The organism is Rheinheimera sp. 4Y26, from assembly GCF_025245835.1.
Classification (GTDB): domain Bacteria; phylum Pseudomonadota; class Gammaproteobacteria; order Enterobacterales; family Alteromonadaceae; genus Pararheinheimera.
This window is the reverse complement of record NZ_JAOBWS010000010.1, coordinates 1-21,067: the sequence shown is the minus strand read 5'-3', so window position 1 is coordinate 21,067 and position 21,067 is coordinate 1. Positions and strand designations below refer to the sequence as shown.

Here is a 21,067-nt window from a genome sequence, read left to right as displayed (position 1 = left end):
CTGGCTGCCCTGATAGATGAGAACTTTATGCAGACATTCTTCCAAAACAACGGCAAAAGCCGCTTCACTGCCCACAAAACTTTTCTGCCTGCGGCGTTATCTGTTGCTATTGCCCTGTTGCTTAGCGCCTGCAGCAGCACGGACCATCAGCAACAAAGCGGTTTGCCCGCTGGCATTCAACTGGTAGAAACTCACAATCCTGCTTTGGGCACCCCAGCCATTCCTTATAAAAAATACAAACTAGCCAACGGTTTAACTGTATTAGTGCATGAAGATAATTCAGATCCGCTGGTGCATGTGGACGTCACCTATCATGTGGGCTCTGCCCGTGAAGAAGCCGGTAAATCAGGTTTTGCCCATTTTTTTGAACATATGATGTTTCAGGGTTCTGAACATGTGGCGGACGAGCAGCACTTTCAGATTATTACCGCAGCAGGCGGCGAGCTGAACGGCACCACAGATACCGATCGCACCAATTATTACCAGACAGTACCGGTCAATCAGCTGGAAAAAGTGTTGTGGCTTGAAGCCGACCGCATGGGCTTTTTGCTGGATGCAGTCACAGAGAAAAAATTTGAGGTACAACGCGAAACGGTGAAAAACGAAAGGGGCCAGCGTATCGACAATCAGCCTTATGGCCGTTTGTCGGAAAGAGTGGCCGAAGCTTTATATCCGGCCGGTCATCCGTATTCCTGGCCGGTCATTGGCTATATGGACGATTTAAACCGCGCCAATGTCAATGATGTCAAAGCCTTTTTCCTGCGCTGGTACGGCCCGAATAACGCCACACTAACCATAGGCGGCGCGGTAAAAGCCGAGCAGATTTTACCTTTGGTGCAAAAGTATTTTGGCAGCATTCCCGAAGGTACGGCTGTAACGCCTGCGCCAAAACAGCTGTTTAGCTTAACGGAAGACAGATATGTGTCTTTTGAAGACAATGTGCATTTGCCTTTGTTATATCTGGCTTTTCCAACTGTATACGCCCGCCATCAGGACGAAGCCGCACTGGATATTCTGGCGGAAATTTTAGGCGGTTCCAACAGCTCACTGCTGTATAAAAATCTGCTGAAAAATCAGCTGGCGGTGCAGGCTCAGGCCGGTCACAGCTGTATGGAGCTGGCCTGTGAATTTACCTTGCTGGCGCTGCCACATCCGGCGTCCGGCAAAAATCTTGCCGATATTGAACAGATCATCCGCCAGAGCCTGCTGGAATTTGAAAGCCGTGGTGTGACCGACGATGATTTGGCCAAAGTCAAAGCCCAAATTGAAGCTCAGAGTGTGTTTGGCTTGCAATCGGTGCAGGGCAAAGTCACTCAGCTGGCGCATAACGAAACCTTTTTTGCCAAACCCGATTTGGTGTCCGCCGATATTCAACGTTATCAAAGCGTGACCAGAGCTGATGTGCTTCGGGTTTATCAGCAATATTTAAAAAACAAACATGCAGTGGTAATGAGTGTGGTGCCCAAAGGGGCTGCTCAGCTTCGCGCCAAAGCCGACAATTTTGTGTTTAAAAGGCCTGAATTTACTGAAAAATCCACAACCAGCGCGGCCGATCTGACTGAGCGTAAAGCCACAGATAATTTTGATCGCAGCCAGATGCCCAAAGCAGGCAGTAACCCGGCAGTTACTTTGCCACAAACCTGGCAAACACAACTGGGCAATGGCATCCAGGTGCTGGGGGCACAAACCACAGAAACTCCAACCACGGCACTTTTGTTAAAAATTCCGCTGGGGCTTTATTTTGAGACACCGGAGCAGCTTGGTATTTCGTCGTTATTGGCGGCCATGCTCAATGAAAGCACACAAAACTACAGCACTGAAGCAATGAGTCTGGCGCTGGAGAAACTTGGCAGCAGCATCAGTTTTAGCGCTGGTGATCAATATATGACGGTGTTTGTGTCGAGCTTAAGTAAAAACCTGCAACCGACTCTGAAGCTGTTGGAAGAAAAACTGCTGCGCCCGGCTTTTGCTGCTGATGATTTTAGCCGGCTGCAACAACAAAGCCTGCAAGGCCTGCAACATGCCGAAAAAAGTGCCGCCTATCTGGCACGTAAACATTTGCGCCGTTTATTGTTTGCCGACCATATCCGCGCTTATCCGTCCGAAGGCAGCATCAAAAGCCTGAGTAAGCTGACCCCTGCGCAACTAAAAGCCTATTACCAGCAACTGGTGAAACCCAAAGGCAGTATGTTAATAGTGGCGTCGGATTTACCCAAAGAAACAGTCGAACAGCAGCTGTCGTCGTTATTTCAGGGCTGGCAAGGTGAAGCCAGGGTACTTAACACACAAATTCCGCCAGCCAAAGCCAAACATGGTGTGATTTATCTGGTGGATAAAGCAGATGCGCCGCAGGCGGAGATCCGCATTGCCAAACGCAGTTTACCTATGGATATCAGCGGTGAGTTTTTCCGCGCCAACCTGATGAACTTTGTATTAGGCGGCAATTTTAACAGCCGGATTAACCTGAATCTGCGGGAAGACAAAGGTTACACCTATGGCGCCTTTACCGGCTTTAGCGGCGACAAGTTTGCCGGTAGCTTTGTGGCTTCTGCAGCGGTGCGCACTGATGTGGCCGGCGCGGCCATTGAGCAGTTTTTAGCCGAAATCAACAAATACCGCACTCAAGGTATTCAGAATGATGAACTGGAGTTTATGCGCCAGGCTATTCATCAGTCGGACGCGCTGCAATACGAAACACCTCAGGCCAAACTGGGATTTATGAGCCAAATTCTGGAATATCAGTTAAGCCCTGACTTTGTGAAAATCCGCAATCAAATAGTACAAAACATCAGCCAACAGGAAATCAACGCCCTGGCGGCCAAACATCTGGATCCATCGTCTATGCTGATTTTAGTGGTGGGTGATGCCAAAACTCTGATGCCACAGCTTCAGCAAACCGGCTGGCCTGTAGTGGCTTATCCTCAGCAGGGAAAACCATAATCAAGCCATCATAAACAAGCATCCGCGCTGTAGCTGCTCTGGCTACAGCGCACCAGCAGGGAAGCTGTGCTAAGTTGCACTTAAGGCTGAAAAGGAGGGGAGTTCTGATGTTGTGGGCGAACCTGGAGTTGATACTGCAACAAAAATACCTGCGGTTATTGATGTTTAGCCTGCTTTGGGTTTGTCACTTCCTGGCCGCGCAGCAATGGCCGGCAGCCCCTGCACCTTTAACGACAGTTCCTTTCAGCACAGCGCCTTTTGCGCCATCTCAGTCAACAGCAGCGCCGTTACCCCCCATTCTGATTGCCAGCAGTGTTAATCAGTCGGCACTGACCCGGATGATTGAAAACCGGCTGGCCAAAGCTTATCTGGCTTTGGGTTATCAGCTTCAGGTTGAACATTTGCCGGCCGGCCGCTCTTTATTAATGAGCAATAAAGGCGACTATGACGGTGAGCTGTTCCGGATAAAAAACGCGACTGCCAACTATCCTAACCTGCTGCTGGTGCCCCAACCGTTAACCTCGCTGGCCCTTTATGCTTTTGTCCTGGATGAAGCACAACATCAACACACTGATGCACAATGGCAACAAAACCCCAAACTACGTATTGGTTATGTGCGGGGTTTTAAAATGGCCGAACAATATGCTTTTAAAGGCAGCAGAGTGGCGGTGACCACCACCAGGCAAGCGCTGGAAATGCTTAAACAAGGTAAAGTGGATCTGATGCTGGATGATGTGGCGTCGGTATTGCAGGTGGAGCCTGATTTAACTGCTGCAAAATTGCGTCGGTTACCCCAGGTGCTGGCCACTGAGCAGTTATTTCATTTTTTACATAAAAAACATCAGGCTTTAATCGCACCTTTGGCGGCCGAGCTTAAAAAACAACAGACTGAGGGTTAATACACATCTTCCCCGGGAGACTGTTGTTTTAACGGCAATAACGTCACAAATTTCTGCTCTGTAACAGGAGCCGACCAAAAATAACCCTGCGCCTGTTCACAGCCAATGTCTTTGAGCAGCTGCATCGTCTGCGCATCCTCCACCCCTTCGGCCACTGTAATCAAACCCAGACTTTTCGCCAGCTGAATAATGGCGCGTACCAGGGGTTCATCGCGGCTGGATAGATACAAAGAGCTGATAAAAGATTTATCAATTTTTAAGGTGGTGGCGTTAAAACGGCGCAAATAGCCGAGGTTGGAATAACCTGTGCCAAAATCGTCAATGGCAAAGGTCAAACCCAAACTACTGAGTGCATCCAGCTGCTGCTGCACATGGTCGCCTTCACCAATCAGCAAAGACTCGGTCAGCTCTAGCTCCAGCGCCGAAGGACTGAGCTCAGCGTCTTTCAGTGCCTGGCGTACCAGACCTTCCAGTGAATTATCGCGAAATTGCACAAAAGACAAATTCACCGCCACGCTGATATCGGCATAACCCAAACGCTGCCAACGCCGGCAGGCCTGGCAGGCTTCGTGGATCACAAATGCGCCCAGTTCCAGAATCAAGCCACTTTCTTCACAAAGCGGAATAAACTGCATTGGGCTTATCATTGAGCCATCGGCCTGCGGCCAGCGCACCAGCGCCTCGGCTCCAACAATCTGGCCCGTGGTTAAATCCACTTTGGGTTGATAATACAACTGGAACTGTTGTTCCTTTAACGCCTGGCGAATGCCCTGCAACAGGTTAAATTTGTCGATATTGGCTTTGTCGATTTCTTCATCATAAAAGCGCCAGGTATTGCGGCCATCATCTTTGGCTTTGTACATGGCAAGGTCGGCTTTTTTGCACAGCATATTAAATTCAACGCCATCGCGCGGCACCACGGCAATACCAACCGAGCCGGATATTTCAATATGGGTTTGCATCACATAAAAAGGGCTGCAGGTTTGGTTAATCATGGCTTTGGCCAACAGCGACAGTTTGCCGTCGTCGCTGTCGGATGGCACCAGCACCAGAAATTCATCACCGCCAAACCGGCTTAACACCGCATCTTTTGGCATCACCGACAACAGCCGCTGCGCCAGTTGCTGCAACACCAAATCACCGGCCGAATGGCCCAAAGAATCGTTGACCGGCTTAAAGTTGTCCAAATCCAAAAACAGCACGGCCAGACGCTGCTGCTGCTCACGGCACTGTTTTAACAGTTGCTGATAACTAAGCTCCGCCAGAATGCGGTTGGGTAAAGTGGTTAACCTGTCATGATGCGCCAGCCGCTCAATTTCCAGCTGACTTTGCCTTACTCTTTCGTTTTCCCGCTGCAATGAATGTAATAACCGGCGCAGATCTTTAGTCAGTAAAAACACACTAAAACCTGTCACCAGTAAAATCACTGCGACATAAACCACGCTGTTCCAGCCAACAGCCGGGATTTGCTGCACCAGCAGCCCCTGCATGCTTAAAAATGCCAGCACACCACAAAATGCCAGGCAATACAGTAACAAAGACAAAAACAGCCCGTTGCTGCCCAGAATAGCGGCGTACACCAGCACACAGGGAAAACCAAAGATGGCAATGTCGTGCAGGCCACCATTGTTATAAGCCAGACCCGACAACATCAATGCCAGCGACCAGAGCAGAATATAAGCCGCCATCAGCGTTTTATGATAACAGGCCACCACACCGGCCAGCGCCAGCGCCATGCTGCCACCCAGCAGCCAAAATTTGGTGGTACCTGAAGCCACGGACATGGCCAGCACCAGGCCAACAAAAGAAACGGCAATAATCTGCAGCAGGCGTTTTAAACGAAAACCATCAAGTTGCTGCAATGGATTTGCAGTCTCTGCAGGTTCAGCCAATTTTTCCAGCATAAAACACAACACCAAGTTGCAGTGGTTCTCTGATGTTGTAAAGATAGTTCTGTTTTTGCTGATAAAGTCTGATTTTTAACGAAAAATAACTGTTTGGTTGTTTTTCAATCAAAATGTATCCATCAAAGCTCTGTGGAGGATCGCAACAAGCTGGCTTGTTCATGCACCCGGCGCAGCTCAGTATCCAGCATCTGCAACCAGGCATAACAGCAACACCAGCAAAGTGCCGCCAGCAACAGCAGCAGGGTCAGCGACAACAGCCACCATTGTGGTAGATGCCAAAAACGGGTGAATAACAACAGTTCAGCACAAGATAACAGCAACAAGGCATTCAGTGCCCAGCCGCGGCAAATACGCTGGCGGCTGCGGCTGTATTCATAAAGGGCGGCAAAACGCTCCGACTTTGCCAGCACCAGGGTTTTATCCTTATGAAAGCTGGCCTGCCCGCCTGGGTATTGCTGTTGTTGTTTGGCGGCCACCCAATACTTATTAAACAGCCGGTCGGCAAAACGGTCGGTCAGAATACCAAGCAGATAAATCAGCACCAGCGCCGGCAAGGCCAGTACCGGCATACCCAGCAACTGTTGCAATAAGCTGCTGTCAACACCAAAAACCGCCAGCAACAGCAGTAACAGCGCAGCAAAAGCGCCACAGCCCACCACTATCAATTCGACAAATAAGTCTGTTGTTGACATCAAGCCTCCTGCCCCTCTGACTGTACCTGCGCTGGCATAGGTGTAGCTTATCCGGGCGCAAAGAGCCACAGCGGCCTTGCGCTGACACGCCAGCCATTATTACAATCCGCCTCTTGTCAGGCGCCCGCCCCGCCAGAGTTGGGATGGAGTACAAATGGATTATCAGGCCGCCACCTCATTATTGCTGCAACAGGATGCACTTCGCATGCGCTGCCTGCAGGCGGCTTTGTCGCTGGGTCTTCACGACTGGTATCTGGGCGCCGGTTTTTTACGAAACCTGATTTGGGATGCACTGCATCAATACCCAAAGCCAACCCCGCTGAACGATGTAGATCTGGTGTATTTTGACAACACAAATCTCAATCGCAGCACAGAGCAGCGTTATGCAGAGCAGCTCAGCGCTCTGGTGCCCCAGGTGCAGTGGGAAGTAAAAAATCAGGCCAGAATGCATCTGTTTCATCAGCATGCGCCTTACCAAAACTGTGCTGACGGCATTTCACGTTGGGTGGAAGTTCCCACCTGTGTTGGCGTGCGCCTTGACCACGACGGCCACTTTGATTTTTACAGTACATTTGGCCTGGCCGAAAACTGGTCTTTGTCGCTTCGCATCAATCCACTTTATCCAAGGCCTGAGCTTTTCCGGCAGAGAATCAAAAACAAAGGCTGGCTTGAGCTCTGGCCGCTGCTTCAGGTGGTGCCGCCGGGCTGACCACAGCATTTGCACAACAGCCGCTTATATTTGAACTTCGTAGTTAAATGGGCTATGGTGCGGCCACTTGAGCCAACTAAAGCCAACTACAGCCAACTCCTGTGTGGGAGGTGTATTTTGTTAAAATTTGCCTTGCCACTTATCTCTTTGTTCAAGCGGAACACCGTTACCGCCTTCCATCACTAAGCCGGTCCTGAAAGCTCAGGGCCGGCCTTGTTATTGTTTGTAATTTCAGTTTGTTATTCGAGCTTCAAACTTTACAGGAACAGTGATGACTTCCAAAGATACCGAACCACCCGCCCTGCCGGGTGCTGAGCTTATGGCTTTTGCCAAACACAACCGTCTGCTAGTTAAACTGGCTGAACGTAATTTGCAGCCACTGAACCCATGGCAGCTGCTGCAGCTGTTTAGCCAGCTTGAAAAGCAGAAAAAAACCAGCAGGTTAAGCCAGTCCGGCGTTCAGCCCGGCTGCTCTGTGCTGCTATACGACTTAACCACAGCACAACAAAGCTGGATAAAACTGGTGATGCCAGGCGAAGCGGAGCAACCTGAAGCAGGTTTAATTTCATTGTTGTCACCGCTTGGCGCCGCCTTGCCAGGCAAAGAATGTGGTGATGTGGTCAAGATTCAGCTGTTTGGCCAGCAGCTGTATTTTCAGATCCTGGAGATTATCCGGGTGAAACATAAACCAGGCACTGAGCCTAAACGCTAAAAAGCAGCCCGATGGCTCGTATTAGCAGAGCCATCACCACTTTAACAACAAGCGCAGCCTGGTCTGCGCTTTTTCTCAAGTAAATAAACAGCGCAGAAAAACACCCAAAATCTGCTGTTCCACAGTAAGATGCCGCACCATCAGTTACACTTTGTGCACTTGAGCGCCCCCCCTGCGCCAGCTGATACTTAATAAGGAGCATCCTATGCTGTTGCGATTTATCTGCCCATTACTGCTGATGTTCAGTTCGCTGAGTTTTGCCCAACAAGCGGATTATAAAAATATTCAGCTGAACTATTTTAAAGAGCTGCGCCCTGTCACTCTGGCTGATTTTGACCAGGCCAAACCCACTTACGTCAAACTCTGGGCCAGCTGGTGCAAACCCTGTATTGAACAAATGCCGCATTTTCAGCAGCTGCAACAACAATATGGCGACAAAATGAATGTGCTGGCAGTCAATATTAATATCAATGAGAACCGAGCTGCGATTCACGGGGTGATCAAGAAGTTTGCGCTCAGCATGCCGGTGTTGCTGGACAATAACAGTCAGCTGGCGGTGGCACTTGGGCTGGTTGGAACGCCGATGAGTGTGCTGCTGAGCAGCAAAGGCGAGATTGTTTATACCAGCCATGAATCGGATAAAAATCTGGATGTGTTTGTGAAAAAACTGGCTTCAGGTGAGCAGTTGCCACCTGCCGCAGTGGCGGTTTTAAGCCAGGCCGAACAACAAAAAATTGTGGCGCCTTATTTAACCGGCGAGCATCTGCTGTTTTTTACCGCCACCTGGTGCGACTGGTATCTGGCCGACAGCCGCCCTGCCATGTCGCAGGCATGTAAAAAGGCACAAACAGAGCTGAATCAGTTAGTTGCACTTTTACCCAAACAGAACTGGCAAGGGGTGGTGAATCATTTATGGACAGACGACAAAGCACTCACCGACTTTGTGAAGCTGTATCAAATGAACATAAAGTTCAGTATCGACAACGCCGGTGTGTTGTTTAATCATTTTAAAATCAAAAACATTCCCACGCTGGTGCAGGTTAAAGATGGCAAAGTGATACGGGAAATTTTCGATCTGAGCAATCAGAATGAGGTGGTAAAACAGCTATCGCAGCGCTAAAAAAGCTGTGGGTGCTGAAGTTCCAAGCAAAACGACAGATAAAACACCAAAAAAAAAGCGCACATAAAAGTGCGCTTTTTTATGCTGAATTTTAATACTCAAAATTCAGCATCACTGCTTATTATTTGCCGGCTAAAGAGGCATCCCGTGCCGCTTTAAACTCTTTGCCTTCATACCAGTTTGGCCAGGCATTGGAGTCTGCCAGCTCGCGGCCAACGCGGTAATACAGGAATAAATCCTGCTGCGCACCGGTTAAATCCCAGCTGTCGTTATATTCGTCTTCCACTTTGTGGTAACAGCAGGTATTGAAGTTTTTCGCTTGCTCCAACCCCCACTCTTTGCCGTGCGCTACGCTGTCCACACCGCCTTTGGCATACAGCATAGGTACGCCGGCTTTGGCCAGATTAAAGTGGTCTGAGCGGTAATACGAACCCGCCGCCGGATTTGGCTCAGGCGCAATATAACGACCCTGCTCTTTGGTGTATTTTTCTAAAATCACTTCAAGCTCAGAGTTGCCATGGCCAACCACCACCATATCTTTCATCGGACCATTGACGTTCATCACGTCCATATTGATACCGGCGATGGTTTTATTCAGCGGGAACAACGGGTTTTTCGCATACCAGGCAGAACCTAATAAACCACGCTCTTCGGCTGTGACAGCCACAAAAGCCACACTGCGTTTTGGTTTTGGCTGCGAGGCATAATATTCGGCCAGCGCCATTAAACCACCAGTGCCTGAAGCGTTATCCACCGCACCATTAAAGACTTTGTTTTTTGGATTGGAAAAATCCACACCCAGATGGTCCCAGTGCGCCATATAAAGCACCACTTCATCCGGTTTTTCTGTGCCTTCAATAAAACCAGCCACGTTGCCGGAGGTCAGCTCACGTACGTTGTTTTTCACCGACACTGACGCTTTGATATTTAACGGCACTGGCGAAAAGTCTTTGCTCAGCGCTTTTTTACGCATAGATTCAATATCTTCGCCTATAGTGGCAAACAGCGTATTGGCAGATTCAGTGGTCACCCAACCTTCAACTGCAGCGCGGTCGGCGTTTTTATTCGGGTTAATTAAGTCAAACTTGGTGGCAGAACCACCGGCCACCACATGCCAGCCGTAAGAAGCCGCATCGGTTTCGTGCACAATCAGCGCCATCGCCGCGCCCTGACGGGCTGCTTCTTCAAACTTGTAAGTCCAGCGACCGTAATAAGTCATGGCTTCACCGGTAAAAAGCGCCGGATCTTTAGTGGCAAAACCAGGATCGTTGACAAACATCACCACTGTTTTGCCTTTGACGTCCAGGCCTTCATAGTCGTTCCAGTTGTATTCAGGTGCCACTATGCCGTAACCGACAAACACCATGTCAGATTCTTTCACTTCAGAAAGCTCAGTGACACGGGTGGTCCAGGTAAACATCTGGTCGCGGTATTTAAAAGCTGCCGGCGCTTTGTCACCGCTAAAGGTCATTTCTGACACTTCTTTCGGATCAATCTGCACCAGCTGCACTGGCTGGACAAAACTGTCGCCCGCCAGCGGTTTTAAACCGATGTTTTTAAAATGCTCAGAGATATAAGCCAAAGTGAGTTCTTCACCTTTGGTGGCAGGGGCGCGGCCCTGAAATTCATCTGACGACAGCGTTTTAATATATTCACCCAGTTTTGGGTTCATTAAAGTGTCTGGCAGCGCTGCATCCTTGCTGTCTGTCGCAACAGCTTTTTCTGCTGTGGCCGCTGCTGGTGCGGCTTTGTTTTCTTCTGCAGGCGTTGGCGGCTTGGAACAAGCAGCCAGGCCAAGGCAGGCAGAAAGCGCCAGCGATGTTCCTGATAACCAAAAATTCGCTTTCATAAAAGCTCCGGTGGATTGTTATTAGAATAAGCTCTGGCAAAAGCTGCCGATTTTGCGTGGGATTTTTGCAGCAACAAAAATTCACCGGCGGAAAATCAACAAGGCTCAACACAGGCTGCCCGATGTTAACAAAGCTCACTGGTGGCTGGCTAGGCCATCTAACGCAGCCACAGTGATAACGGGCGGTTGATGCTGTATTTCGCAGCAACCCGCGCTGTTATTGATGCCCCCAGGGCGCCGGCGGTGGTGTGACTGCTTTGGTTAAATCAAATTCCACCATAAATTCCCGCCCTTCGCGGCTTAAACCGTAGCGGTAACTTTTACCCGGCTCAATTTCCACCAGCCAGGTATTGCCGATTGACACCGCCATATTGTTGGCAGTGAACATATCTTTGGAATATTGATCGGCCGGAAACAGTTGCTGCGTTGCTGTGCCAGCGCTTTGAGTGTCACCACCGTACATGGTGACTTTATCGGAGCTGCCGTCTTTGTGGCGATGGTCGTGTTTTAATCTAAGGCCGCTGTCGATTTTGCTGATCACCCAGGTCCGGGATCTGTCTTCCCCCACATAAAACGGCACTTTAATTTCAGTGTTGCTGCATTCACGTACATGCATCACCAACTGCTGGCTACGCATTTTGTCGTCACTGGCATTGCCCTTCACCACCTTGCCGGCAAAAGCTTTGCCACAAAGCCCGCTCAGATGCTGAAAAAATTGTTGTTGTGCAGTTGCAGTATCAGCAAGCACAGCACCGCTGCAGCTTAACAGCAGCGAACCCAATAAAATTTTGTGGTTTAAAAAGCGGGAAATAAGCATAAAGTCTCCTGTTTAGCTGCCCCGACTATACAAAGTGCATTTTCAGGCTGCAAATAAAAGCGGTCAGCATGCCAAAAGGACCGCCGGATCAAAGCTTTGCTCCCCCATAGCTGGTATTGGCAACTGCTGTTGCTGTCACCCATACTCATTGCTCACTAAAGCCAAAAACCTGCCTTTATGCCGATGATGCCCGCGCCGCAATTGCTGCTGAGTGTATTTGCCAAAGTGGAAACTTTTGGCCAAATTGCCGACACCCCATTTGGGGTGGGTTATCAGCTGGATGATTTACAGGTGGCGGTGAGTTTTTTTGGCCACCATGTTTATTTTGGCTATCAGGGCGCTGTACTGGTGCTGGAAAGTGACACCCAGCTCAGTTTTGCCGAGCCTGAGCACTGCCAAAATAGCGCGCTGCTGGACAAAATCAGCAGCATAGACCGGCGTTTTACCGGTTAATCCGGCATAAAGCACCCTCAGCGTTCAGATTGCCTGCATACGTTTGCAGGAACAACGCCGGCAACAGCCTTTATGCTAGCATGGAGCTCAGGTTAGCCGAATGAATCACATAAATGAACAAATTCAAATACTTAACTTCGATAATTTCCACTTTATTGTTGCTGGGCTGTCAGCCGGCCTCAGAACAAGCCGAAGCGCAAATGAGTAAGCCCAAGCAAGAGCAGCACAGCAGCACAGAAAATGCGGCGAAGCCACAAGCCGAAGATCTGCAAGGCAAAATGGTGATTTATCAGGCCTTTACCCGGTTATTTGGCAACAGCAACAGCACCAATCAGCCCTGGGGCACAGTGGCGCAGAACGGTGTGGGTAAATTTAACGATATCAATGACGCTGCGCTTTTGTCGTTAAAGGCGATGGGTGTCAGCCATTTATGGTTAACCGGCGTGCCACATCATGCACTGGTTGCCGACTACAGCGCTTATGGCATCAGTCAGGACGACCCTGACGTAGTAAAAGGCCGCGCCGGCTCGCCTTATGCGGTGAAAGATTATTACAGCGTCAACCCGGATTTGGCGGTAGACCCAGCCAAACGGATGGATGAATTTAAAGCGCTGATACAACGCGCCCACCAGCACGGCATCAAAGTGATGATTGACATCGTGCCCAACCATGTGGCGCGCCATTATCAGTCTTTGGGTAAACCAGAAGGCGTGCGTGATTTTGGCGCCGACGACAACACAACAGTGGAATACCACAAACACAACAACTTTTATTATGTGCCCGGCCAGGCTTTTGTGGTGCCTGACACAGATGTGAAGCCGCTGGGTGGTGAAGCCCACCCACTTGCTGATGGCAAATTTGCCGAAATGCCGGCCAAATGGACAGGCAATGGCGCACGTTCGGCCAAGCCCGACCAAAACGACTGGTATGAAACGGTGAAAATTAACTATGGTGTCAAACCAGACGGCAGCTACGATTTTGAACGCTTACCTTTTGATTACCATACAAAAAGTTATGCCGAACACGCCGCCTTCTGGCAAGGCAAAGAGCTGCCCGATTCCTGGCTGAAGTTTCGTGATATCACCCAATTCTGGCTGGACTTTGGTGTAGACGGTTTTCGTTATGATATGGCCGAAATGGTGCCGGTCGAATTCTGGAGTTATTTAAACAGCCAGATCAAACTGAAAAACCCAAACGCTTTATTACTGGCCGAAGTGTACCAACCACAGCTTTACCGTGATTATGTTGGCCTTGGCAAAATGGATTATCTGTACGACAAAGTTGGGGTGTACGACAGCCTGAAACTGTTAATGCAAGGCAAAGGCACAGCCTCAGAAGTGCTGGCTAAACAAGCCGAAGTGGCCGATATCGACCAGCATATGCTGAAGTTTTTAGAAAACCACGACGAGCAGCGTATCGCGAGCCCCGAATTTGCAGGCGCTGCCGAAAAAGGCAAACCAGCGATGGTGGTGTCAACGCTGATAGGCAAAGCCCCTACCCTTCTCTATTTTGGTCAGGAAGTAGGTGAAGCAGGCGCACTGGATGCAGGTTTTGGTAAAGCCAGCCGCACCAGTATTTTTGATTATGTCGGCGTGCCGGCCCATCAGGGCTGGCTAAATGGCGGCAAATATGATGGTGGCGGCTTAACAACAGAGCAAAAACAGCTGCGGGATTTTTATCAGGCGCTTTTGAGTTTTAGCAGTACCAGCAGCGCCCTTCAGGGAGACTTTTATAACCTGCATCAGCTGAATTTACCCGCCAAAGCCAATGCCAATGCTGCTGAAAATGCACAGAACAAAGGCCATTACAGCGAACAACAACTGAGTTTTGCCCGCTGGAACACAAATGAAAAGCTGATAGTGGTGGCGAACTTTGCCGATACCGACGTGAATTTCACACTCAAACTACCGGCAGATTTACTGCAACAATGGGGCTGGCCAGCAGGCGATTACAAGTTTACTGAGGTGCTGACAGGTAAAACTCAGACCTTAACGCTTGAGGGAGAAAGCGCATCGCAGCAGGCTTTGTTAAAACTTCAGCTGGCACCGCTGGATTCTGTGGTATTGCAATATAAAGCCCCGAAATAAGTGATAGCTTCAGTATAAAAAAAGCTGAAACATCACAGGGAACATCCTCCTGAAATGAAGCTGAGGCGGCCAAAGAGCCGCCCCAGCAAAATCAGATATCCGATAAACCCGGGGGTTATCTCCTAAAATCTCCCCTCCGGCTTTTATTGCTGTGTTTCTGCTATTTTCCTTGCCTAAATGTGATTTATTTGTGATATTGCGGCGCTTTTTGTTACTTTTGTACCGCTTAACGTTTATCCGTTTTGTACCGCTTAACGCTTATCCGTTTGCCATTAACTCTGTAAAGAACTGCTTTTTATAGGAAATATCCATGAACATAAGGAACATGGCGGCATTTGCGCTTATTCATGCCATTGCCGCAACTTCTCCGGTTTTTGCCAGTGACAACCTGGTCCCCAAATACTGGTCGGTATTAAATGCCGAAGAAAGCCAAATTCAAAGCCGCGAGCCTGTTGCGCTTACTGAAGTGGCAAGCTTAGAACAAAGCAATGAAACCAATAAAAATCAGTTAATTGTCAGAAATAGCCATGTTGTGATGTTCTCAGCATATGGCTTTTCCATTCTGGAGCGCACCGCTTCGGGACTGCCGAAGCGACATGAGACGTTTTTTAATGATTCAGAATACAGCTCAAACTCTCAGGTATACGCTTCACCGGATGGAAAGACACTGGTTTGGAAGACAAGCTCAGGCTTTGCAGAACTCAAAGTGAAAGCTGATTTTAGCGCAACCTATAAAATGCTGTCCGGCTTATCCCATTACAACTATGTCGTTTCGTCAAAATCGTCAGACAGTTTTGTGCTCTATAACTACCAGACAAACATCTATAGCGCTTACCAGGTTACAGACACAGGTTTGGAGCTATCCGGACAGTTAGCGGTCAACCCGGAAATACAAAACAGTAACTTTTTATACAACAATAAAGACAAAATTCTGGTCAGCATCGCGAGCAGCTGGGACAAACTTAATGTTTATGTATTTAAATTAAAGAATGGTTTTTTTATCGAAACCGGGCGTCAGGAGCTTACGGCCTCAAATTATTCTAACTACCCGGTTTACGACATAGACACGGGCCGCTTAGTGTTTCAGGCCTATTCAGGCCCTTATAATGTGTTGCAAATTAACGGCGCATCCGGTGCTATTGACTCAACCGGAACCACTACAGAAAAATTGGTTCAGTTTAAAAATCATTATGACTTTAGCGGCATTGTTTCCGGTGATTATGTTGTTGCCAATCGATATGAAAACCAATTTCTGCTTTATCGTGACAATAATGTATTCCGCGAAAGAGATACTCTGACATCATCCGTCACCATGGCGGCACACTACAACAGCGAAACCAATCGTCAGGAGTACTGGCAAAACTCACCATGGTCGCTGCAGGCACATCATGTTGAGCAAGACAAAATGCTATTGCTGCAAGAGCGCAGTTCAGACCAACGGGGCTTTCCGTCGCTTGACCGCTCAACAATGATTACAAGCGATGACAATCATTATGTGATGGTGCAGGACAACGCCCATCGGGTGCTACTGGCTTTGGATCAAAACAAAACGCTGAAAGAAGTGTATCGCAATACCCTGGCGGCAACGGGTGGTCACATTAGCAGCAATGCCTTTATCAAGGTTGGCCAGGATAGCTATTTGATTGCCGGCTCATATGATTATCGTATTGTCAGTATCAATACTCAGGGCCTGGTTGTGATGTCCGAACCAAAAAAATGGCCTGCATCTGTTGGCAGTTATCTTTATGACCCTCAGATCAAAGTTAAAGATGGTTATATCTTTCTGGTTAATAACGGCCTGAAAGTATTACAACTTAAAAATGAAACACTCAGCGTAGTGCAAACATTAAATGATGCTGCCTTAACAACGCAGGACCATCAATATATCCGGGCTGTGGTTGAGTTAGACGGTGTTTTATTCGCGCTGATGCCGGCATCAGGCAAAACTGCCAGGTTGGCATTTAAAAACAATCTGCTCACTGTAGAAAAAACAGGTGCAATGCCCAATGTGGACGGCCCTTTTCTGGAAGGAAACAACAGAGTTTATACCGGCGGTTATCCGGCCACGGTATTGCTGCCTGATACAGAGGGCAATCTGAAAGTGAATGCTTTATCCAGAAATAACTGGGAAGGCAGCTATTACAAAAAACGATTAAAAATAGCCAGAAATTTCCAACCGCATCAAGCAACCTTTATGTTAAACGACGATATTACCGGCGTCTGGCAACCACTGACGATTAGCACTGACTGCTGCAAGTCTGGCGAAGGGTTGCAATTGCTCGATGGTCATCTGCTGGCCCTTGGCAGCGCTAACAGACAAACCCTGAAACTTTTTAAAATCAACACTGCGCCTTATTTACCGGCCGTGGTCAGTACAATACAACTGAATCAGGGGGTGGCGAGTGAAGTTGATATTAAAGCTTTTATCCGCGACGACGAAAACCAGCCACTGACCTACTCCGGGCTCAGTGCTGCAGGCTTTTCATTCACAGACGCCAATAAACTGAAGTTTGACGGTTCGGGCAAGGGCAACGGAACTGTGGCTTTAACTGTCAGTGATGGCGAACTGCTCAGTGATATAAAATTGCCTTATCAGATTAACGCAGCGCCCGCCCTGCTAAAACCTTTCCCTGTGATTATTGCCAACCAAAACACGCAGTTTTCGCTTGATTTAAATGACTATATTGAAGATCCGGAAGGAAGCGCCATCAGTTTTACAGCGCATTCTCAACATGGCCTTCAACTGAGCAAATCAGGTGTAATTTCAGGCTCAGCCAGCACTTTGCAAAATATAACCTTTGAGCTGAATGTGACCGATAAAGCAGGCGCCACCTTCAAAACGGCTTTGCAGCTGCAGGTAAACGCAGCGCCTACCCTGACCGGCAGTGCAGCGCTGAGCGCCAAAGTTGGTGAAAGCTTTGCGATTGACTTAAACACGCTTGTCACTGATGCAGAAAAACACAAAATTAATGTCGCTGTAACGGCATTACCTGCAGGTTTGAGTTTAAATGGCGCCGTGATTAGCGGCACACCAACCACACAGGGTTCATACAATCTGCAGCTGACGGTCACAGACGAATTGGGCGCGCGCAGTGTGATGACCTTGTCATTGAACATCGCCGCTGAAGATAAAAAAAGTGGCGGTAGTTTGGGCTGGGCCTGGTTAGTGTTGCTGATGCTGGCACCAATGCGCCGCCTGCACTAAGTAACTCAGCGTACCTAAATCGTAAAAACCCGGCTTGCCGGGTTTTTCTATTGAAATAGCCGGCGTTTGCAATCAGCGTGCAACACCCAGCGTAGTACCATGGCTTAGACCGGCTGGATGTGGCCAATGGTGCCTGGGGTTCTGGCAGCTTTGATTACGATACGCTTGGCAACTTAACCTATAAAACCGTAGGCGGCGTGGGCAACAGTTACAGCTACAACAGCACAACCAATAGGTTAACTACGGTGAGCGGCGGTTATAGCTTTAGTTACGACGACCGTGTCAATGTAACTTATAACGGTAAAAGAGCTTTTAGTTTTAACCGTGCCAATCAGCTGATAAGTTCTGATTCTGTTTCTTATGCCTACGACGGCTACAACCGCCGTATTAAACAGCAAACAGCAGCTGGTGTTAGTTACAGCCTGTACAACAGCGCAGGCCAGCTGATGATGCGGCAAAACCCGGCAGCCCTGCGCAGTTTTTCGCTCTATTTGGGGAATAACCTGATTGCAGAGCGGGATATTGGCAGCAGCAATACCATGCGTTATCAACACACGGACATTTTGGGTTCGGTGATTGCAGAATCCAATACCGCAGGAACTATCACCGGCAGCAGTGTGTACCAACCCTTTGGCGAACGGATTGGTGGCCAAAAAACAGGTCTGGGCTTTACCGGTCATCTGGAAGATACCGATATAGGCTTAACCTATATGCAGCAGCGGTATTATGACCCGGTCATAGGGCGGTTTTACTCGAATGATCCGGTGGATATGCTCGGGCATATGCAAAAAGGCAACCCAACGATGGGGTTCAACCGATATGCTTATGTCAACAACAATCCTTACAAATATACTGATCCGGATGGTAGAGCGTTAAACCTCATAACCGGAGGCGTTGGTGCTCTTATAGGTGGCGTTAGTGGTGCAATTTCTGCTCGAATAAGCACTGGTGATTGGAGTAATTCTGGCGCAGCGTTCACTGCGGGAGCTGTAGTCGGCGGAGCTATTGGTGCAACATTTGGTGCCGCTGCCGTGTATGCAGCTCCTTTGTCAGCAGGTGCGCTCGAAGCAACAACTCTAGGGGCTGCTGTTGCTTCGTCTGCAACAGGTGCATTTGCAAGTGGAGCCGGTGACGTTCTAGGTCAGGTTATTTCCACTGGTGAGGTTGGAGATGTTGGTTCTGTTGTATCTTCAACATTAGTAGGTGCCGCTACTGGACCTTGGTCGAGTTTGGCTAAAGCTGGCCAAATTGGCGCTGTCGGACAAGCTGCAATTCCGGCAACAATGAATACAATCGCAACGCCTTTAAAAGACGCTGGGGCTGAGATTATCAATAAAGCGATAGATAAACCGGAAGAGAAAAATTAATGGACCAAAATTGCGAAATCGGTAAAAAGGTTGTTTTAAAGAGCAATAACATAATTAATTTTTTGAAGATTATTCTGCTGATTGCTGCTGTCTTCTTTATATCAAAAATGAGATTTGAATTAGGTGGCGGTTTAATGGTCGATTTAATTTTTATACCTGTATGCATTTTTCTTGCCTTTCTGTTCAATGTATCATCTGAGGCAAAAATAATTTTCAATGGTGAGCATCTAAAAGTTAAGTTAATGAAAAACATTATTGGAATAAAGATTGTTTCAGTTTCCAATAAAAATGGAAATCTATTCAGAAAAATAACTACTCTGAGCACTATTAAAATTAAGAATATTTTTGAAAACAGAACTTTAGTTATATCTGATATGAATCAAAGCAAAGTCGAAGTGAGTATAATTAACACATAAGTTAAAAGAAAATTTCTCTTTGCAAACCCTGATAATTTAAAGGACACCCATAAACCGGTGTCCTTTTTTCGCTCAAACTGCGCAAAAGCACCAGCAGCCCGATCAGTCATTTCCAGTAGAACTGATCAGTGCTCGCCAGCAGGGCTGGTATTTTGCTGCAGCGCCTACAAGTGCTGGCACTGACGAAACTGACCACCTCTGCTGATTTTGACTGATCACTCTGCTGTTTTTCATTGCTCAGTGTGCTGGAAATTATCAGATTTAGATCTGTGGGCCTATCTGCTTTGACGGGGGACGTTTTTGGTTCAGTTTACGAATGACCCATTGCAGGCCGCGCCGAGAATCCTTTACCTGCCATTTAGTCAGAAACAAAAGGACACCCATAACCGGTGTCCTTTTTTCTACCCCAATTAAATACAAGGACACCCATCTAAGCAAATAAACCACTGTGCCTAAACCTCAGAGTAGATTTGCAAGGATTAAAAAAACAAAAAGCCCATCGAAACCGGTGGGCTTTGGTTTTTAAGACACAATTAAATACTCAACAACAGCAAAATAACGGTTTGTCAGAGAATGTCAGGCAAAGCGAGGCGCAGCTTTAAGCTGTCTTCATAAAAAATGTTTATAACCAATACAAACTAACCAAATGCTTGTCGTGCTGCGGTAATGCCGACAATACGTTGTTGCCTGAACTTTTCGCAAAACTCCATCATCCGGGCTGCACTGCCAATCACACGATGATAGTTGCGTTCCAGCCCTTCGCAGTTTGCAAGCCAGGCTGCTGAACGAATGTTTAATTTTGTCAGAATGGGCGGAATGTCTGCACTGATAAAGCCACGTTTGCCGGCTTTTATTTGACGACCACTCCAATCAACCAACTGAATATATTCAACTAAATTGTACGGAATATGGGTGGGGTTGTTGGTTTGATGCGAGTCACCGGCAAAGGGCAGCAGGAGTGGCCGCATCGGCGATTCGGTGCTATCTAGTCTTGCCTGAATGGATGTAAAGTCGCTTTCTTCAAGCGTTGTTGCCATTGTGGCGCGGATAGGGTTTAAATCAACGTATGCCATGGCCTGCAACTCTGCACATTCATCCAGCAGCGCCTGGGATTTAAACCGGCCCTCCCAAAACCTGCCGGTGCAATGATCTTCAGCGTTGGCCATGCGCGCTATGGGTTCATTTAAGCAACGCATAAACCAACTTAAGTCATAAAGCCTTACCCGGCGATCTTCAATTTGCCGCATCGCTTCAATGGTTTCGGCATCAGACATCCCTTCGCCATCAGCATATCTTTTTGATAAAACAGGCAAGGAATACAAAGCACTCCAACGTGTGATAACTTCTTCTGCGGATAAATCCAGAGCGCGTTGTTTTTGAATGCGCACCACCAAATGGTAATGATTGGACATAATGGCGTAAGCAGAAATATCAATACAAAACAATTGTGTAAGTTCTGCCAGACGCGCAACTATGGCATCCCGGCGATGACTGAAATCTTTGTTATCCACCACACCAAATAAAAAAGTGCGGCGCACACAGCGACTAACAACATGATAACTGGGTGTGGTATCGACAGATACCAGCGTTTTTCTGGGCATAGGCATGGCTATTTCCTTGACGGTCCGTGTCTGGGATAGAGTTTTACTATGGTTGCATAAATGTTAATGTCAAGATGGGTTTGAGTGGGTGTCCTGGAAGATTCCGATGTCAAGATGGGTTTGGGTGGGAGTCCTGGGAATCGAACAACATGATAACTGGGTGTGGTATCGACAGATACCAGCGTTTTTCTGGGCATAGGCATGGCTATTTCCTTAACGGTCCGTGTCTGGGATAGAGTTTTACTATGGTTGCATAAATGTTAATGTCAAGATGGGTTTGAGTGGGTGTCCTG

At 48.1% G+C, this 21,067-nt stretch carries 15 protein-coding genes; 10 read left to right on the top strand and 5 right to left on the bottom strand.

Translation table 11 applies throughout. From position 1 onward, the window contains the following. Window positions 1-27: 27 nt before the first annotated feature. Both N3Z11_RS13040 and N3Z11_RS13035 read left to right on the top strand, forming a co-directional pair. Window positions 28-2,940, top strand: a complete 2,913-nt coding sequence (locus tag N3Z11_RS13040; protein ID WP_260657628.1) for a pitrilysin family protein — start codon at window positions 28-30, stop codon at window positions 2,938-2,940. Between the two features lie 107 nt (window positions 2,941-3,047). Next, window positions 3,048-3,839: a transporter substrate-binding domain-containing protein gene (locus N3Z11_RS13035; protein WP_260657627.1), complete on the top strand. Its 792-nt coding sequence runs from the start codon at window positions 3,048-3,050 to the stop codon at window positions 3,837-3,839. On the opposite strand, the gene N3Z11_RS13030 is transcribed toward N3Z11_RS13035, so the two are convergent. After that, window positions 3,836-5,743 carry a bifunctional diguanylate cyclase/phosphodiesterase gene (locus N3Z11_RS13030; protein WP_260657626.1) on the bottom strand — a complete coding sequence of 636 codons (1,908 nt, stop codon included), beginning with the start codon at window positions 5,741-5,743 and terminating at the stop codon, window positions 3,836-3,838. The two genes, N3Z11_RS13035 and N3Z11_RS13030, sit on opposite strands and share 4 nt — an antisense overlap. 122 nt (window positions 5,744-5,865) lie before the next feature. Then, window positions 5,866-6,438, bottom strand: a complete 573-nt coding sequence (locus N3Z11_RS13025; protein WP_260657625.1) for a hypothetical protein — start codon at window positions 6,436-6,438, stop codon at window positions 5,866-5,868. 154 nt (window positions 6,439-6,592) lie between these two features. Here N3Z11_RS13025 and N3Z11_RS13020 point away from each other — a divergent pair, with 154 nt between their 5' ends. The 3 genes from N3Z11_RS13020 to N3Z11_RS13010 all read left to right on the top strand — a co-directional run bounded on the left by N3Z11_RS13020 (window position 6,593) and on the right by N3Z11_RS13010 (window position 8,979). Further along, the gene (locus N3Z11_RS13020) at window positions 6,593-7,147 is read left to right on the top strand and encodes a nucleotidyltransferase family protein (protein ID WP_260657624.1); all 555 of its coding nucleotides are present in this window, start codon (window positions 6,593-6,595) and stop codon (window positions 7,145-7,147) included. Window positions 7,148-7,418: 271 nt separating this feature from the next. Next, window positions 7,419-7,859 carry a GreA/GreB family elongation factor gene (locus tag N3Z11_RS13015; RefSeq protein ID WP_260657623.1) on the top strand — a complete coding sequence of 147 codons (441 nt, stop codon included), beginning with the start codon at window positions 7,419-7,421 and terminating at the stop codon, window positions 7,857-7,859. Window positions 7,860-8,064: 205 nt separating this feature from the next. Beyond that, entirely contained in the window at window positions 8,065-8,979 is a 915-nt protein-coding gene (locus tag N3Z11_RS13010) for a TlpA family protein disulfide reductase (RefSeq protein WP_260657622.1), read from the top strand. Between the two features lie 121 nt (window positions 8,980-9,100). Here N3Z11_RS13010 and N3Z11_RS13005 read toward each other — a convergent pair whose 3' ends face one another. Further along, on the bottom strand, window positions 9,101-10,828 hold the full coding sequence (locus tag N3Z11_RS13005) for a M28 family metallopeptidase (RefSeq protein WP_260657621.1): 1,728 nt from the start codon (window positions 10,826-10,828) through the stop codon (window positions 9,101-9,103). Window positions 10,829-11,045: 217 nt separating this feature from the next. Then, window positions 11,046-11,645: a hypothetical protein gene (locus N3Z11_RS13000; protein ID WP_260657620.1), complete on the bottom strand. Its 600-nt coding sequence runs from the start codon at window positions 11,643-11,645 to the stop codon at window positions 11,046-11,048. Between the two features lie 177 nt (window positions 11,646-11,822). On the opposite strand from N3Z11_RS13000, the gene N3Z11_RS12995 reads away from it, so the two are divergent. From N3Z11_RS12995 to N3Z11_RS12975, 5 genes are all read left to right on the top strand, one after another. Next, on the top strand, window positions 11,823-12,098 hold the full coding sequence (locus tag N3Z11_RS12995) for a hypothetical protein (RefSeq protein ID WP_260657619.1): 276 nt from the start codon (window positions 11,823-11,825) through the stop codon (window positions 12,096-12,098). Window positions 12,099-12,211: 113 nt separating this feature from the next. Continuing rightward, window positions 12,212-14,185, top strand: coding sequence for an alpha-amylase family glycosyl hydrolase (locus tag N3Z11_RS12990; protein ID WP_260657618.1), 1,974 nt, complete (start codon window positions 12,212-12,214; stop codon window positions 14,183-14,185). A 310-nt stretch (window positions 14,186-14,495) separates the two neighbouring features. Next, on the top strand, window positions 14,496-17,390 hold the full coding sequence (locus N3Z11_RS12985; protein WP_260657617.1) for a putative Ig domain-containing protein: 2,895 nt from the start codon (window positions 14,496-14,498) through the stop codon (window positions 17,388-17,390). Window positions 17,391-17,509: 119 nt separating this feature from the next. Then, window positions 17,510-18,757, top strand: a complete 1,248-nt coding sequence (locus N3Z11_RS12980) for an RHS repeat-associated core domain-containing protein (RefSeq protein ID WP_260657616.1) — start codon at window positions 17,510-17,512, stop codon at window positions 18,755-18,757. Further along, the gene (locus N3Z11_RS12975; RefSeq protein WP_260657615.1) at window positions 18,757-19,173 is read left to right on the top strand and encodes a hypothetical protein; all 417 of its coding nucleotides are present in this window, start codon (window positions 18,757-18,759) and stop codon (window positions 19,171-19,173) included. The genes N3Z11_RS12980 and N3Z11_RS12975 overlap by 1 nt, the downstream gene beginning before the upstream one ends. Window positions 19,174-19,811: 638 nt before the next feature. Here N3Z11_RS12975 and N3Z11_RS12970 read toward each other — a convergent pair. Then, window positions 19,812-20,780: a transposase gene (locus N3Z11_RS12970; protein ID WP_260657614.1), complete on the bottom strand. Its 969-nt coding sequence runs from the start codon at window positions 20,778-20,780 to the stop codon at window positions 19,812-19,814. Window positions 20,781-21,067: the final 287 nt, after the last annotated feature.